Genomic DNA, 15,279 nt, shown 5'->3' with positions numbered 1-15,279 from the left:
AATAAACAATGGCAAGTAACAAGATTATTGGTATTGATTTAGGTACTACTAACTCCGCCGTTGCCGTTATGGAAGGTAACGAACCGAAGATTATTACTAACCCAGAAGGAAGCCGGACAACGCCATCCGTTGTTTCATTTAAGAACGGTGAAACGCAAGTTGGTGAAGTTGCCAAGCGGCAAGCAATTACGAACCCAAACACGATTTCTTCCATTAAGAGTCACATGGGCGAAGCCGGCTACACGGTTGAGATTGATGGCAAGAAGTACACGCCACAAGAAATTTCAGCAATGATTCTGCAATACCTCAAGAAGTACGCTGAAGACTACATCGGTGATACGGTTGATAAGGCGGTTATCACCGTGCCAGCATACTTCAACGATGCCCAGCGGCAGGCGACTAAGGACGCTGGTAAGATCGCTGGCTTGGACGTTAAGCGGATTATCAACGAACCGACTGCTTCTTCTTTGGCTTACGGCCTGGACAAGAAGGATAAGGATGAAAAGATCCTGGTTTACGACCTTGGTGGTGGGACTTTTGATGTTTCCATCCTGGAATTAGGGGACGGGGTCTTCCAAGTTCTCTCAACCAACGGTGATACTCACCTGGGTGGGGATGACTTTGACCAAAAGATCATGGACTGGTTAATCGATGGCTTCAAGCAAGAGCATGGCGTGGACCTGTCCCAAGACAAGATGGCTCTGCAACGGTTGAAGGACGCTGCTGAAAAGGCCAAGAAGGACCTTTCCGGTGTCCAAGAAGCCCAAATCAGCCTGCCATTTATCTCCTCTGGTGAAAATGGCCCACTGCACTTGGAAAAGAGTTTGACCCGGGCACAATTCAACCAACTGACTAACGACCTGGTTGAACGGACGAAGCAACCAGTACTGAACGCCTTGAAGGATGCCGACCTGTCATTTGATGACATCGACGAAGTTATCCTCAACGGTGGTTCAACCCGGATTCCAGCCGTTCAAGAAATGGTTAAGGAATTGACCGGCAAGGAACCAAACCACTCCATCAATCCTGATGAAGCCGTTGCCCTTGGTGCTGCTATCCAAGGTGGGGTTCTGACTGGTGACGTGAAGGACGTTGTGTTGCTGGATGTTACGCCACTCTCCCTTGGGATTGAAACCATGGGTGGGGTCTTCACGAAGCTGATTGACCGGAACACGACCATCCCAACTTCCAAGAGTCAGATTTTCTCAACGGCTGCTGATAACCAATCCGCCGTTGACATCCACGTTCTCCAGGGTGAACGGCCAATGGCTGCTGACAACAAGACCTTAGGGAACTTCCAGCTGACAGATATTCCTGCTGCTCCTCGTGGTGTTCCTCAAATCAAGGTTACCTTTGATATCGACAAGAACGGGATTGTGAACGTTTCTGCTGAAGATCAGGGTACCCACAAGAAGCAAAACATCACGATTAAGTCCAACTCTGGTCTGAGCGATGAAGAAATCGAGCGGATGAAGAAGGATGCTGAGGAACACGCCGAAGCCGACAAGAAGAAGAAGGAAGAGGTTGACCTGAAGAACGAAGTCGACCAAGAACTCTTCCAAGTCGACAAGACCTTGAAGGAAGTCAAGGGCAAGGTTCCAGAAGACGACATCAAGAAGGCCGAAAGTGCCCGTGACGACCTGAAGAAGGCTAAGGAAAGCGGCAACCTGGACGACATGAAGGCCAAGAAGGATGCTTTGAACAAGGTTATCCAAGACCTGAGTGTTAAGCTGTACCAGCAGGCTCAAGGAGCACAAGGCAACGCTCAGGGTGGTCCTCAACCAAACGGTGGTAACGCTGGCAACAATAATGGTGACAGCAAGGGTGATGACAACACCGTTGATGGTGACTTCAAGGATGTTACTCCGGATGACAAGAAGTAATTAATTGCTTAGTAAAAGCCAAAGGCCAATCAGACAGGACTTTGGCTTTTACTTTCTGTTCATACTTATGGTATAACTAAACAAGCAATTAAGTGATGAGGGATAATCAATGGCAGAAAAGAACTATTATGATGTTTTAGGGGTATCAAAGGATGCTTCTGAGGCAGATATTAAACATGCTTACCGACGCTTGGCAGCGAAGTATCACCCGGACGTCAACCATGAACCGGGGGCGGAGGAAAAGTTTAAGGATATTAACGAAGCCTACGAAGTACTGAGCGACTCACAAAAGCGGGCCCAGTATGACCAGTTTGGGACGACCGGGCAACAAGCAGGCCAAGGTTTTGGTGGCTTTAATGGTGCCGGTGGCTTTGGCGGTCAAGGCTTCGGAGGTGCCGGCGGCTTCGAAGATATCTTTAGTCAATTCTTTGGTGGCGGCGGTCGAGCGCGTCAAGATCCAACAGCACCGCGTCCTGGCCGGGACTTGCAGTATGCAATGACCTTAAAATTTATGGATGCGATCTTTGGTAAGACGACGACAATCAAATATGACCGTGACGCCCAGTGTAAGACCTGCCACGGCACAGGCGCTAAGCCGGGCAAGTCGGCTAGTACCTGTCAGCGTTGTGGCGGGAGCGGGGTCGTCGTGACCGTTCGCCAAACGCCACTTGGCAACATGCAGACCCAGACTACCTGTCCTGAATGTAACGGGACTGGGAAGGTAATCAAGCCAGAAGACCGTTGTGATACCTGTCACGGTTCTGGTCACGTTCACGAAAAGCACGAGCTGGAGGTTAAGGTTCCAGCTGGGGTGGACGATGGTCAGCAGATGCGGTTGCAGGGGCAGGGGGATGCCGGTGAAAACGGTGGTCCCGCTGGTGATCTCTACATTATCTTCCGGGTGACGCCAAGTCGGGAATTCCGGCGTGAGGGGACGAATATTTACGTCGACCAGGACATTTCCTTTGCCCAGGCGGCCCTCGGTGATGAGGTCCAAGTCAAGACGGTTCATGGTGACGTTAGCCTCAAAGTGCCGGCGGGGACCCAATCGGAAACTAATTTCCGCCTGCGTGGCAAGGGTGTTCCGTTCCTTAATGGTAAGGGAACCGGGGATGAACACGTCACGATCCACGTTAAGACCCCGAAGAACCTAAATAAGCGGCAGCGGGAGGCCATGATGGCGTTCGCGGCAGCTAGTGGTGAAGATGTTAAGGGGGTCAAGAAGTCCGTCCTGGATAAGCTGAAAGATGCCTTTGAAGACCGGTAAATAGTAAAACGGGATAGCTGCCTAATTGATGGGGCTATCCCGTTTTACTTATTTTGCTAATTCCAAGTGGTTTTTGTTATACTAATCTTAGTATTTTCGTAGAAAGTAGTGAATAAACATGACGATGAGCTTAGATGAGATGAAAGAGCGGCAGAAGCGTATCCGCAACTTCTCAATTGTTGCCCACATCGACCACGGGAAGTCGACGCTGGCGGACCGGATCCTAGAAATGACCGATTCCATCAGTAAGCGGGAGATGAAGGATCAGATACTTGATGATATGCCACTGGAACGAGAACGGGGCATCACGATTAAGCTAAACGCCGTTGCCCTGACCTACCATGCCAAGGATGGGCAAGACTACATCTTCCACCTGATTGACACCCCGGGACACGTCGACTTCTCCTATGAGGTTTCCCGGTCACTGGCGGCCTGTGAGGGGGCTGTACTGGTGGTGGACGCAACCCAGGGGGTAGAAGCCCAGACCCTGGCAAACGTCTACCTGGCGATTGACAACGACCTGGAAATTCTGCCGGTCATCAATAAGATTGACCTGCCATCCGCGGATGTCGAGGGAACAAAGAAGCAGATTGAAGATGAAATTGGGTTGGATACCGATGAAGCGGTTGACGTCAGTGCGAAAACTGGTTTAAACGTTGACCAGGTCCTGGAAAAGATTGTCCAGGATGTGCCAGCGCCAACTGGTGATCTGACGGCACCGCTAAAGGCCCTGATTTTTGACTCCAAGTACGATGACTACCGGGGGGTCGTACTGAGTGTGCGGGTCTTTGAGGGGACCGTGAAGAAGGGTGATAAGATTCGCCTGATGAACAGTGGGACCGAATACGAGGTTGCCGAGGTCGGGATCAACTCACCGAAGCCCCTGGCCCGGGACGTCCTGATGGCGGGGGACGTTGGCTACATCACTGCAGCCATCAAGGATATCAAGGATACCCGGGTCGGTGATACCGTCACGGACGCCAATAACCCGACTGACAAACCGCTGGAGGGGTACCGGCAGATGACGCCGATGGTCTACGCTGGGCTGTACCCGACCGATAATGCCAAGTTTAACGACCTCCGGGAGGCCTTGGAGAAGCTGCAATTGAATGACGCGGCGCTGACCTTTGAACCGGAAAGCTCCCAGGCCCTCGGTTTTGGCTTCCGTTGCGGCTTTTTGGGACTGCTCCACATGGACGTGGTTCAGGAACGCTTGGAGCGGGAGTTTAACCTGGACTTGATTACCACGGCACCGTCAGTAACCTACCACGTTGATCTGGCAGACGGTTCGACGGTTGAGGTGGAAAACCCGGCCGAGATGCCCGATGCCTCGTCAATTAAGGATATTAAGGAACCGTTTGTTAAGGCCTCCATCATGGTGCCGAATGATTATGTCGGCCCAGTAATGGAGCTCTGCCAGCGTAAACGGGGGATTTTTGAAACGATGGAGTACCTGAGTGACACCCGGGTTAACGTGATTTATCACATTCCATTGTCTGAAATCATCTTTGACTTCTTTGATAAGTTGAAGAGCTCGACCCGGGGATATGCCTCGCTGGATTATGAGATTGATGACTACCGACCAAGCAGCCTGGTGAAGATTGATATCTTACTGAATGGTGATAAGGTTGATGCGTTGAGCTTTATTGCCCACAAGGACTTTGCGGCCGAGCGGGGGCGGGAAATCACTTCCAAGCTCAAGAAGATTATTCCCCGGCAAAACTTCGAAATCCCAATTCAGGCGGCAATTGGTTCTAAAATTATTGCCCGGACCAACATCAAGGCCTACCGGAAGGACGTTACGGCCCGAATTCACACCGGGGACCCAGACCGTCGGGCCAAGCTGCTGGAGAAGCAGAAGCGTGGTAAGAAGCGGATGAAGGCCGTCGGGAGGGTTGACATCCCTCAGGAAGCCTTTATGGCCGTCCTCAAGACCGATGAAGAGGTTGAGGGGAAGTAAATATTCTAAATACGAGCAAGTTATTCCTGATGAAGAGAATAACTTGCTCGTATTTTTTATCTTCAATTGTCGTTTACAAGCAATCCACCACTACTTTAGTGAGGGACCCGTCCTGCCACTGCGGGGCGAGCTCAGCGAGGCGGTCCCAAAAGGCTGGTTGCTTAGCCTGGTCGAGAATTTCGTAGGTAAGTGGTGTAACGTTGCTGATGATAATGTCCCCATCGTCATCAACGGTTCCCGTGAAGACTCCTTCGTGAAGCAGTTCCATAAAAATCTTATCAGTGACTTGGCCCCAGTCAGTATCTCGGTACTTGTTGACAATCGCCGCAAACTTTTGGTTGTTCTTGCTCATGTCGTTGAAAATCACCTTATCGTAGTTAGGAATTGAGTGGGCGGCCTTATCAACGATTGCGAAGTAGGTAAATAAGTAGTCTTTAGTATCCATCGTCCGTACTCCTTTTAACTTTTAAGACTATTATAGCTAATCTTGCCGTGATTAAGAACCGCCCCGGGACGATTTAAATAAAACTAGCGGCTAAGAATAAATTCAGGTATAATTAAACCGAACATATGTTTTTGATGGAGGAACAGGATGGCTGAACAACAACGACTTCAAGAAGCAGGGTATGCCCCGATTCACTTTTCGTCACTTTTTCCAATTTCACAGTATATTATGGTCGGTCAAAATCTTAACGGGCCAGCTGCTGCTCCGGTCGGCAGGGCGAAGGCAGCCCCGGTGGAAAGCCTTACCCAGTTGCGGGCGGTCCTCAATGGTTCTGCCCGATTACTAATCCTTGATTTAGAATTCTTTCAAGCCGGCAACCAGAACCACATTTTCCAGTTAGCAGGACGAATATATGGTCAAGCTGAAAAGTTCAATTACTACTTTTTTAATAGCCAGCAGACGGAGACCCGTCAGCTGCAATTCCTGCGCCGTTACGATGTTCCTTTTTCTCAGGCACAGCAGTATACCGTTAAGCACCAGTTGCCACGGATTATCAATCTGGTCGCCAGCCTGGCTCCCGACTATCTCGTCAGTTGGGATAATAGTCAGGATTTTAAGGCCTTGCAACGGGCCGCTAATCGGCTTGCGCTTCCTAAGCAAAACCGCTTTTGGAATAATATCCAGGCAATTGACCTGGAAAAATTAGTGGCCCAGCAAGTTTGGAATGGACAAAAGGCACTGGGGCTGAAAAAGATGTGCCAGCTCTTGAACCTGCTGCCGTTTAAGTTCCACCAGGCTCAGCATGATGTCCGGGCAATTGAGGCTATTTTGAAATTCTATTCACTTGATTTAAGTCGGGAGTTATTGCTATAAAAAAGCCCCCGGACGTTTTAAACGTTCAGGAGCTTACAATTACTTTTGCCAATTAATTAGGCGATTGTTATTTTTGCTGCTTTGACCGATTAGCTGGTTATTCAGGTAGACCTTAGTCTGGATGCCCTTGTGGATATCACCTTCCGCTAGTTTTTCTTGCTGGTCGTCCATTAGGGTGCCCAAAATGCCGTTTTGCATTGTGTCAATTAACAAGTCACGACGAGGCTTAGATAGTTGGTAAAAGTCGTCATTAACAGTGATTTTGACGCGATTATTCCCACGGTATTCAATTGCCTTGATGCTGGTAAAGCCTTGGAACTGTTTGTCGTTAGACTCGTATTGCTGGCAGTTAGCCAGGTAGTTGGCGATGTCACGGTTAGCGATATCGATATTTTCGCGGCTGGCAGCGGCCACGGTCGGGATAGTCAATCCGGAATTAATGGCTACTGTACTAGCTCCAGCAATAGAAAGGCAAGCTAAAGCAATTCCACAAATGTTAGTAAATTTTCTCATCTTTTTTCCTCCAATCAAACATGTCTATTATGACGATTTTAATAGCAGCGGGCAAGGGAAATTGGTCAAAATTCCTTTTTATTTTTAGTAAAGTTCGCTAAAATAGCCACTGGTGATTAAAGTGACAGAAAATGAACAAAAACAAAACTTAGTCCGGCAGCGGATGCAAAAATTACAGGAGAAGGAAGCCAATGAATTTAAGGAGCACCTGGATAACCTCAACGATGGGGTGATTGCAATCATCCTAACCGTAATGGTTTTAGAGGTTCCTTTACCAAGTCAGGCTGGCGTGTCTTACCGTAATTTCATGGGGTCGATTTTTATTTTCCTGGTGAGCTTCTTCGTGGTCGCTAACTTTTGGTATGACTTGAACCGGCTCCTCCTGGTCTTAAACCGGGTGACGAAGAAGATGATTATTAATGACTTCATCTTTCTGGCAGCATTGTCGGTGATCCCAATGTTAACCAAGTGGATGATGCTCCGGCCCAGCAGTCTGGCTGTGTTTGACTACGGGATTGCCTACTTCATTGCTAACTTAATGAAAATGATTATCTCGGCTAACGCTTGGGAGGAGTTTTTCAATGAAGTTGATGGTAGTCCAAAGATGTACTCTCTACGGTGGGGGCGACGGCTAGTAATCGTTTTAGCCCTTAACCTGCTGCTGATTTTTCTAGCGTATGTGATGCCGCGGTGGGTTCTGCTGGCCTACCTGCTACTAACGATCTATAACTTTTTCTACCCTGAAAAAACGATTGTTGACCAAAAGATCAGTTAACCGAAGAGAATACGGCAACGGCCAGTTACGACTTTGCCTTGCCGATACTCGGTAGGAAGTGTAAAATATTATTTTGTGAAAGCGATTACAGGAAAGTGAGCGATATTAATGAACGGTTTTAGCGGTGAGTTCTTCGGAACGCTAATTTTGATTTTAATTGGGTGTGGCTGTTCCGCCAGTGTTAACCTCAAGAAAAATTATGCTACGGGAAGCAACTGGTGGTTTGTGTGCGCCAGCTGGGGCCTGGCAGTAACAATGGGTGTTTACGTCGCGGGCTTTTTAGGTTCCCAAGGGCACCTGAATCCAGCCGTGACGATTCCCTTTGCCATCTACGGTCTTTTTCCTTGGCACCAGGTCTTGCCATACCTGGCCGGTCAATTTCTCGGCGCCTTTGTTGGTGCAGTTTTGGTGGTTATTCAATACTATCCCCAATTCGCGGCAACTAAGTCGAGAGAGGGGAATACCGTGGGGATTTTTGCTACCCGGCCGGCAATTAAGTCGCCGCTGTTTAATTTCTTGTCGGAGGTAATCGCCACCTTTGCCTTTATCTTTATCCTGCTTAACCTTGGTAATTTTACCGTAGGGATTAAGCCCTTCATTGTCGGCCTAGTTATTACCGTCATTGGGACGGGATTAGGTTCAACCACTGGGTTTGCACTGAATCCGGCCCGGGACTGGAGCCCGCGGTTTGCCTATACCGTTTTGCCGGTGCCTAATAAGGCAGGGGCAGAATGGTGGTATGCCTGGGTTCCAATGTGCGGTCCGCTGTTTGGGGGCCTCCTCGCCTGTGCTTTAGAAAATATGGTTGCTTAGCCTGTAAATGATGAAACGGCCACCATCAGCTTTTGCTGATAGTGACCGTTTTGTTTTGCTAGCTGGCTTTCCCAGCCGCAAGGGGTACTAATTTGAAATTATGCTTGGGGCTGACGTGTCCGTAAGACCACTAGGATGACTACCATATTAATCAGCAGAGTCAGGCCAGTGACCGCAAATACCATTGGGTAGTTGAACAGACCGGAAATGACCGAGCCAATGAGAGAGCCCATCACAGCCCCAACAGCTTGAAAGGATTGGTTGACACTGAAGATCCGCCCAAACGCTTCCGCCGGAACGTCCAGGGTAAGAACAGTTTGGATAGCCGGATTGAGGGCGGCATTGGCCAGGCCGAGCAGGAACCGCCAAAAAGCTAGCGACCAGGCAGAGTGGGTAAAGGTCATTGGAATGAACAGTACAAAGGCCACCATCAGCCCTGTACGCAGAACGACTTTCGGCCCGATCCGGTCCATCGTGTGCCCAACCTTCGAAGCGGCAATTAGCGTTCCCAGTCCCGGAGTGGCAGCAACGATTCCGGCAACCAGCGCGACGTTGCCCTGGTTATGCATTAAGGATTTAACGTACAGACTAATAATCGGTGTAATTGACATTGATGATGAAATAACAACCATTGTCGTGAAGAACATCGCGATAATGACCCCGGGGTTATCAAGCTCTTGGAAAATTTGGCGGAGCGGTTTCATCTTTTCCTTTTTGATCGGCTTAAAGTGTTCCTTCGCTAAGAGGGAAGTGCCAACGAAGTTCAGAAACATTAGGCCCCCGGTGATGAAAAACGGGATCCGGTAGCCAAACGCCCCGGAAAGCACCCCGCCGAGCAGGGGGCCAACCAGGTTGCCGGCAACCCCGGCGGTTGCCATGGCTGACATTACCCAACCAGAGTGGGAACGAGGCGTTTCGCCTGCCATCAGGGCCGTGGCGTTATTGATATAACCCGAAAAAGCTCCCTGCAAGAAGCGCAGACCAACAATCATCCAAACACTTTGCGCGAGCCCCACGCAGAAAATGGTAATGGCCATGACCCCGGCAGCCCGCATACACATCAATTTACGTCCTTTCCGGTCCGCCAGGTTTCCCCACAGCGGCGAAACGATTGCCTGGCTGACAAAGGTTGCGGCAAAGGCGAGACCAGAATAAATATTTAGCTGAAAGCGGGAAAAGTTTCCCAGTTCGTTAATAAACAGTGAGATAAACGGCATGGTCATCGAATAGCCAGCCCCCGTAATAAAGGAACCGAGCCACATGGTATAAAAGGTTCGGTGCCAGCCGCTTGGATAATGTTCTTCCTGTTCGCTTGTCTCCATCTTTGTTCCCCATCTCCTCCAAAGTTAATCTTGCTTATTGTAACAGAAATTAGCGGCGCTTACTAATCGATAGGTAGTGACCAAAAGTGATTAGCATCAGGAAAATCAAAATGACGGTGATCCACATGGACAACCGGATCCCGGCAACCGGGGTCTGAGGGATCCCAGAAATAACTACCAGCATGGTGACCGATACGGCTCCGGCGACCTGACGGAGGGTATTGTTAAGTGCTGTTCCGTGACTGTTTTCTGATTGGGAAAGGGCGGAAAATGCTTCAGAAAGGGCGGGGCTGAAGACAAATGCATTCCCAACCATGCGGACCGCGTAGGCAATGGTCAGAACCACGACTGAAGAGTGGGATGACAGCGTAACCAGGGGGTAGGAGGCGACAATCATTAGTATTCCACCAGTAATGATTAGCCACTTGGGGCCGTACTGGTCATAAAGGCGCCCAATGTAGGAAGCGGTGAGTCCGTTGCAAATTGCTCCTGGCAGGAGGATCAGCCCGGAGGCAAAGCTCCCCATCCCTAAGACGTTTTCGGTAAAAATAGGGATTAGCTGTTCGGTTCCCAAAAGAATCATGAAGGCGAAAATCCCAACGAGGGTCATTAAGCGAAAGGACGAGTATTTAAAAATCTGGACCTTTAACATTGGGTTAGTCAGGTGGAGTTGACGGTGAACGAATAGGGCAATGATAATCAAACCGCTAACCAGCATTGCCCAGCCGGCGGCCAGGTTAAGTTCAAAGACCGTCAAACTACCTAGGGCCAGGCCAGACCCGATGAGTGAAACAAGGACGGAGAGGTAGTCAATTTTAATCTCACGTGGCGTAGAGAAGTTTTGCAACTTAAAGTAACCGATGATAAAGACGAGCACCATGAACGGCAAGACGCTGATGAACAGCCACCGCCAGGGGAGTACCTGGAGGATGAAACCGGCAAGGGTCGGCCCGATTGCCGGGGCCGTGGAAATGACGAGGCTGGAGAGTCCTAAAATGGAGCCCCGTTTTTCAATTGGGTAGATGGAAATCATGGTGGTCATCTGAAATGACATTAGCATTCCACTCGCGGCCGCCTGAATCAACCGTGCAAGGAGGAGCGAATAGAAGTTAGTCGCTAGGCAGCCAATCGTTGTTCCGATAATAAAGGCGCCAATCGTCCACAGGAAGACGTGCCGGTTGGTAAACTTATCGTACATGTTGGATGAAAGTGGCGTAACGATTCCGATGATTAGGGTGTAACCGGTGGTCAGCCACTGGACAGCGTTCAGTGAAACGTGAAGCTCATGCTCAATTACCGGTAGGGCAGTCACCATCATCGTTTGGCTAGCGAGACTAACGAAAGCTGATAGCAAGAGAATCGCGGTGATTAACCGTCGTGTTCGCGGGGTAATGGTGGTTGATGATTGTGGCACAGTTGCAAGTTCCTTTCTGGTGTTAAATTACCCCTCCAACTTTACCACTGCTATTTTGACATTTCTAATGGAAATTATATCTTGAGCGGTTTAGGCCATTATCTGGTATCATATTCAATGACGAGAAAAAGGAGGAATCACGGCTTGAGAACACGAATTGCAGTTTTTTCTGATGTCCATGGAAACTTCAGTGCTTTTGAGGCGATGTATCAAGACAGCCTAAAACAAGGTGTCGACCAGTACTGGTTTATCGGCGACCTCTTGATGCCAGGCCCCAGTGTACTCAAGGTTTGGAACCTATTTGAAAAAATCGCTCCCCAAGTGGTTGTCCGGGGCAATTGGGACGACCTGGTCGTGCGGGGTGCCCGGGGACTGATGGATACTGAGAAGCCTTCCCATGTCTACTTTGCCCGGCTGGCCCAATATGTTGCGCAGCACGGCTCAACGGACCTGATTGATAGTTTAGCCAGTTGGCCCTTGCACGTGACGAAACAGGTGGGGCCGTTAAACTTTGGTATTTCCCATAACCTGCCGAAACTGAATATGGGCCAGGACCTCTTCCCCACGAAACCGACAGCTAACTTTGATCGTCTTGTCAACGTTGAGAGTGAGCAGCCGGTGGATGTTGCCGTCTATGCGCATGTTCACCACCAGCTGCTGCGGTATGCTGATGATGAACGAATCATCCTCAACCCGGGTGCGGTGGGGGAACCATTTAACCACTGGCCTGGATTGCAAAGGGATCTACGGGCCCACTACCTAATTCTCGAGGTCGACGACCAGGGATTAGCAGAGACCAGTTTTCGTCACGTCGGTTATGACCGAATGGTAGAAAGTACCCGGGCCCATAGCGATGCACTTCCTTACGCGGAGCTGTACCAGCGAATGATGAAGACGGGATTAGCTTACACCCATGATGATGAGCTGCTCCGCCAGTTCAACGATCGCTACCACTACGCGGACGAGTACCGGCAATTTGCAGATCAAAAATTGCGGTGAGGCAAATTACTTGCAAATGGTCAGTGAATATCAGATAATCTAGTTGAATAGTTTCGCAAATGTTGATTTTAGCTGTTAGTCGTTATTGTTTATAATCACTATTAATAAGGAGATAACAACTTACATGGCAAAAAAATCTAAGATTGCTAAATTACACCACCAAGAAGCGCTGGTTAAAAAGTACGCGGCAAAGCGAAAAGAGCTGAAGGCGCAGGGGGATTACATCGGCTTGTCTAAGCTGCCCCGCAACTCAAGCGCAGTTCGCCTGCACAACCGGGACCGCTATGATGGGCGCCCTCATGCCTACATGCGGAAGTTTGGGATGTCGCGGATTAACTTCCGCAACCTCGCCCACAAGGGTCAAATTCCGGGTGTTCGGAAGGCAAGTTGGTAATACCATTATTTAACAAAGAGGCTGGAATACACTTCCGGCCTCTTTGTTGTTTAAAGCTGTCGATGTCAGCGGGCAGGCGGTAAACTAAATCAGCATCAGCTCGATTTTGTTCCAGCTGGCCACTTCAAGATTTTTAGAATAATTCTAAAAATCTCTTGATAAATTTTGCAAAGCGGCTATACTTATAAGTGTAGTTAAGAATAATTCTAATTAAGGAGAGGATATCTATGAATTTTGTTGGTCACGAAATCGACGACTTCAAGGTTAATGCATACCAGGACGGTGAAACTAAGGAAGTAACTAAGGCGGACGTACTTGGCAAGTGGAGTATTTTCTTCTTCTACCCAGCAGACTTTTCCTTTGTTTGTCCAACCGAGTTGGAAGCCCTGCAAGACGAATATGAAAACTTTAAGCAGGCGGATGCAGAAATTTACTCCGTCTCAGAAGATACTGAATTCGTCCACAAGGCATGGGCAGAGGCCTCAGAAAAGATTGGCAAGATTAAGTACCACATGCTTGCAGACCCTGCTGGTAAGCTAGCCCGGATGTTTGATGTCCTAGATGAAGATGCCGGCCAGGCCTACCGGGGTGTCTTCATCGTTGACCCAGATGGTAAGATCCAATCCTACACGATTAACAACATGGGAATTGGCCGGAGCGCTGCGGAAATCCTGCGGACCCTTCAGGCTGCACAATTTGTTCGTGAACATGGTGACCGTGTTTGCCCTGCTAACTGGAAGCCAGGCCAAGACTCAATTAAGCCAAGCCTAGACCTTGTTGGTAAGTTGTAAAGGGAAAGCTGGTGGATGAAATGGCAGATAAACACTTATACGACCTGATTATTGTTGGTGCTGGGCCTGCGGGATTGTCTGCCGGATTATATGCCGGCCGGGCGACGCTTGACACGTTGATTCTAGAAGGGGATACCGTTGGCGGCCAGGTTACAACGACCTCGGTAGTTTACAACTATCCGGCCGTTGAAAAGGTCGATGGTACCCAGTTGATGAATCAAATGCAAAAACAAGTGACCGACTTTGGCGTTACGATTGCACATGACCAGGTTGAGAAATACCAGCTGGCTGATGAGGTCAAACTGCTGGTTGGCAAGAGCGGCCAGGAGTACCGGGCTCGCAGCGTGATTATTGCGACCGGTGCACAGCCCCGCACGGTTGGTTTTAGCGGTGAAGATGAGTTTCGGGGCCGGGGAGTAGCTTACTGCTCGACCTGCGATGGCGAATTGTTCTCGGGTTTGCAGATTTTTGTCATCGGTGGTGGCTATGCTGCGGCGGAAGAAGCTGACTACCTCAGCCGGTTCGGCAAACACGTCACGGTACTGGTTCGAGGAGATCATTTTAGCTGTCCACCGCTGATGGCAGCACGGGCATTGAATAATCCGAAAGTATCAGTAAAATACAATACGGAAGTTAAGCAGGTTACTGGTGATGATTATGTAACTGCCGCCACCCTAGTGAATAATAAGACCGGGGAAGAAACGGTTTACCACGTTGATGACGGTGATAATACTTTCGGCATCTTCATTTACGTAGGGACTAAGCCAGCGACGGAGAAGCTGCAGGGATTGGTTGACCTGAACGACCAAGGCTATATTAAAGCGGCTGCTGATGGCGCTACTAACGTTCCTGGTGTGTATGCGGCGGGGGATGTAATCGTCAAAAACCTCCGGCAGATAATCACCGCTGCTTCGGATGGGGCGGTTGCTGCCACCGCTGCTGAACAGTATGTGACCGCTCAAAAGCAGCGTCAGGGAGTTCCGATTCACACGGCGCCGGCGAAAACTGCCACCCAGCCAGTTGGACAAACTACTGACTTAGAGCATCAGGAAAAGGTTAGTCCTCACCAGGGCAACTGGCTGACCGCCGAAATTGACAGCCAGCTCAAGCCGATTTTTGCGCGGCTCACGAAGCCAGTGACCTTGGAGGTTAACACTGATGGGAGAGCGCTTAGTCAACAACTGCTTAGTTTCACGACGGAATTTGCCAGCCTGGACGACCACCTGACTGTCAAGACTAAGGAGGGCCAGGGAGAGCTGCTGCCGTTATTGAAACTTCTGGACGCCGATGGACAAGATACAGGTCTGCACTATGCCGGCATTCCAACCGGGCACGAGCTGAATTCCCTTGTCCTGGGGGTCTATAACGTGGCAGGACCGGGGCAAACAATTGACCCGGCATTGGCTGACCGTATTAAACGCTTGCCAGCTGCCAAGATTCGAATTGGCGTTTCGTTGACCTGTCATTTCTGCCCAGACGTTGTTGCGGCGTGCCAACGAATGGCATCGTTGAATCCTGGCATTACGGCGACGATGATTGACTTACAACACTTCCCAGATTTGCGAAAGAGCAAGAAAATCATGAGTGTTCCCGCGACGATGATTAATGATGCGCCGGTTATTTTTGGTAGCCAGTCGCTGGAACAACTGGTTGCTGCTGTCGAAAAGAACGGTTAAAAAGGTTATACTTTGAATCGTTGAAGAGACAAGAGAGTGAGAAAAGACGCCTCAAATCGGCTGTTAAGCTGATTTGGGGCGTTTGTTTTTCGATGCGTAGCAAATATTTGAAGGTTGTTTTAGCTACCAGCCAGCTACTGCGAATCGATGGGTT

Annotated in this window: 14 protein-coding genes; 10 read left to right on the top strand and 4 right to left on the bottom strand. The window is 49.5% G+C overall.

The features are described 5' to 3' along the window. The first annotated feature begins 8 nt into the window (after nucleotides 1-8). From dnaK to lepA, 3 genes are all read left to right on the top strand, one after another. A complete protein-coding gene (dnaK, locus tag FC49_RS03075; protein WP_003712389.1) occupies nucleotides 9-1,883 on the top strand; it encodes a molecular chaperone DnaK in 1,875 nt (624 codons plus the stop codon). Between the two features lie 109 nt (nucleotides 1,884-1,992). Next, a complete protein-coding gene (gene dnaJ / locus FC49_RS03070; RefSeq protein ID WP_003712367.1) occupies nucleotides 1,993-3,150 on the top strand; it encodes a molecular chaperone DnaJ in 1,158 nt (385 codons plus the stop codon). Between the two features lie 124 nt (nucleotides 3,151-3,274). Next, nucleotides 3,275-5,110 (top strand): translation elongation factor 4, encoded by a 1,836-nt coding sequence (lepA, locus tag FC49_RS03065; RefSeq protein WP_039929998.1) that lies wholly within the window; start codon nucleotides 3,275-3,277, stop codon nucleotides 5,108-5,110. A gap of 73 nt (nucleotides 5,111-5,183) precedes the next feature. On the opposite strand, the gene FC49_RS03060 is transcribed toward lepA, so the two are convergent. Then, nucleotides 5,184-5,555, bottom strand: a complete 372-nt coding sequence (locus FC49_RS03060) for a hypothetical protein (protein ID WP_003715208.1) — start codon at nucleotides 5,553-5,555, stop codon at nucleotides 5,184-5,186. Nucleotides 5,556-5,702: 147 nt separating this feature from the next. Here FC49_RS03060 and FC49_RS03055 point away from each other — a divergent pair, with 147 nt between their 5' ends. Continuing rightward, the gene (locus FC49_RS03055; protein ID WP_056984127.1) at nucleotides 5,703-6,428 is read left to right on the top strand and encodes a 3'-5' exonuclease family protein; all 726 of its coding nucleotides are present in this window, start codon (nucleotides 5,703-5,705) and stop codon (nucleotides 6,426-6,428) included. A gap of 39 nt (nucleotides 6,429-6,467) precedes the next feature. On the opposite strand, the gene FC49_RS03050 is transcribed toward FC49_RS03055, so the two are convergent. Continuing rightward, nucleotides 6,468-6,941 carry a hypothetical protein gene (locus FC49_RS03050; RefSeq protein WP_003712391.1) on the bottom strand — a complete coding sequence of 158 codons (474 nt, stop codon included), beginning with the start codon at nucleotides 6,939-6,941 and terminating at the stop codon, nucleotides 6,468-6,470. Nucleotides 6,942-7,062: 121 nt separating this feature from the next. On the opposite strand from FC49_RS03050, the gene FC49_RS03045 reads away from it, so the two are divergent. Then, nucleotides 7,063-7,716, top strand: coding sequence for a TMEM175 family protein (locus tag FC49_RS03045; protein WP_003712375.1), 654 nt, complete (start codon nucleotides 7,063-7,065; stop codon nucleotides 7,714-7,716). Between the two features lie 108 nt (nucleotides 7,717-7,824). Further along, entirely contained in the window at nucleotides 7,825-8,529 is a 705-nt protein-coding gene (locus FC49_RS03040; RefSeq protein WP_003712377.1) for an MIP/aquaporin family protein, read from the top strand. Nucleotides 8,530-8,627: 98 nt separating this feature from the next. Here FC49_RS03040 and FC49_RS03035 read toward each other — a convergent pair whose 3' ends face one another. Continuing rightward, the gene (locus tag FC49_RS03035) at nucleotides 8,628-9,851 is read right to left on the bottom strand and encodes an MFS transporter (RefSeq protein WP_003712387.1); all 1,224 of its coding nucleotides are present in this window, start codon (nucleotides 9,849-9,851) and stop codon (nucleotides 8,628-8,630) included. Nucleotides 9,852-9,900: 49 nt separating this feature from the next. Next, complete coding sequence (locus tag FC49_RS03030; protein ID WP_003712378.1) at nucleotides 9,901-11,265, bottom strand: MFS transporter; 1,365 nt, start codon at nucleotides 11,263-11,265, stop codon at nucleotides 9,901-9,903. Nucleotides 11,266-11,409: 144 nt separating this feature from the next. Here FC49_RS03030 and FC49_RS03025 point away from each other — a divergent pair, with 144 nt between their 5' ends. From FC49_RS03025 to FC49_RS03010, 4 genes are all read left to right on the top strand, one after another. Then, on the top strand, nucleotides 11,410-12,264 hold the full coding sequence (locus FC49_RS03025; protein WP_003712370.1) for a metallophosphoesterase family protein: 855 nt from the start codon (nucleotides 11,410-11,412) through the stop codon (nucleotides 12,262-12,264). A 124-nt stretch (nucleotides 12,265-12,388) separates the two neighbouring features. Continuing rightward, a complete protein-coding gene (rpsN, locus tag FC49_RS03020; protein WP_003712384.1) occupies nucleotides 12,389-12,658 on the top strand; it encodes a 30S ribosomal protein S14 in 270 nt (89 codons plus the stop codon). Nucleotides 12,659-12,885: 227 nt separating this feature from the next. Continuing rightward, a complete protein-coding gene (ahpC, locus tag FC49_RS03015) occupies nucleotides 12,886-13,449 on the top strand; it encodes an alkyl hydroperoxide reductase subunit C (RefSeq protein ID WP_003712395.1) in 564 nt (187 codons plus the stop codon). A gap of 20 nt (nucleotides 13,450-13,469) precedes the next feature. Beyond that, a complete protein-coding gene (locus tag FC49_RS03010) occupies nucleotides 13,470-15,125 on the top strand; it encodes an FAD-dependent oxidoreductase (protein ID WP_034537507.1) in 1,656 nt (551 codons plus the stop codon). Nucleotides 15,126-15,279: the final 154 nt, after the last annotated feature.

Origin of the sequence: Limosilactobacillus oris DSM 4864, from assembly GCF_001434465.1 — a bacterium.
Lineage (GTDB): Bacteria > Bacillota > Bacilli > Lactobacillales > Lactobacillaceae > Limosilactobacillus > Limosilactobacillus oris.
The sequence above is the reverse complement of the archived record's forward strand: the minus strand, read 5'-3'. Positions and strand labels throughout refer to the sequence as shown.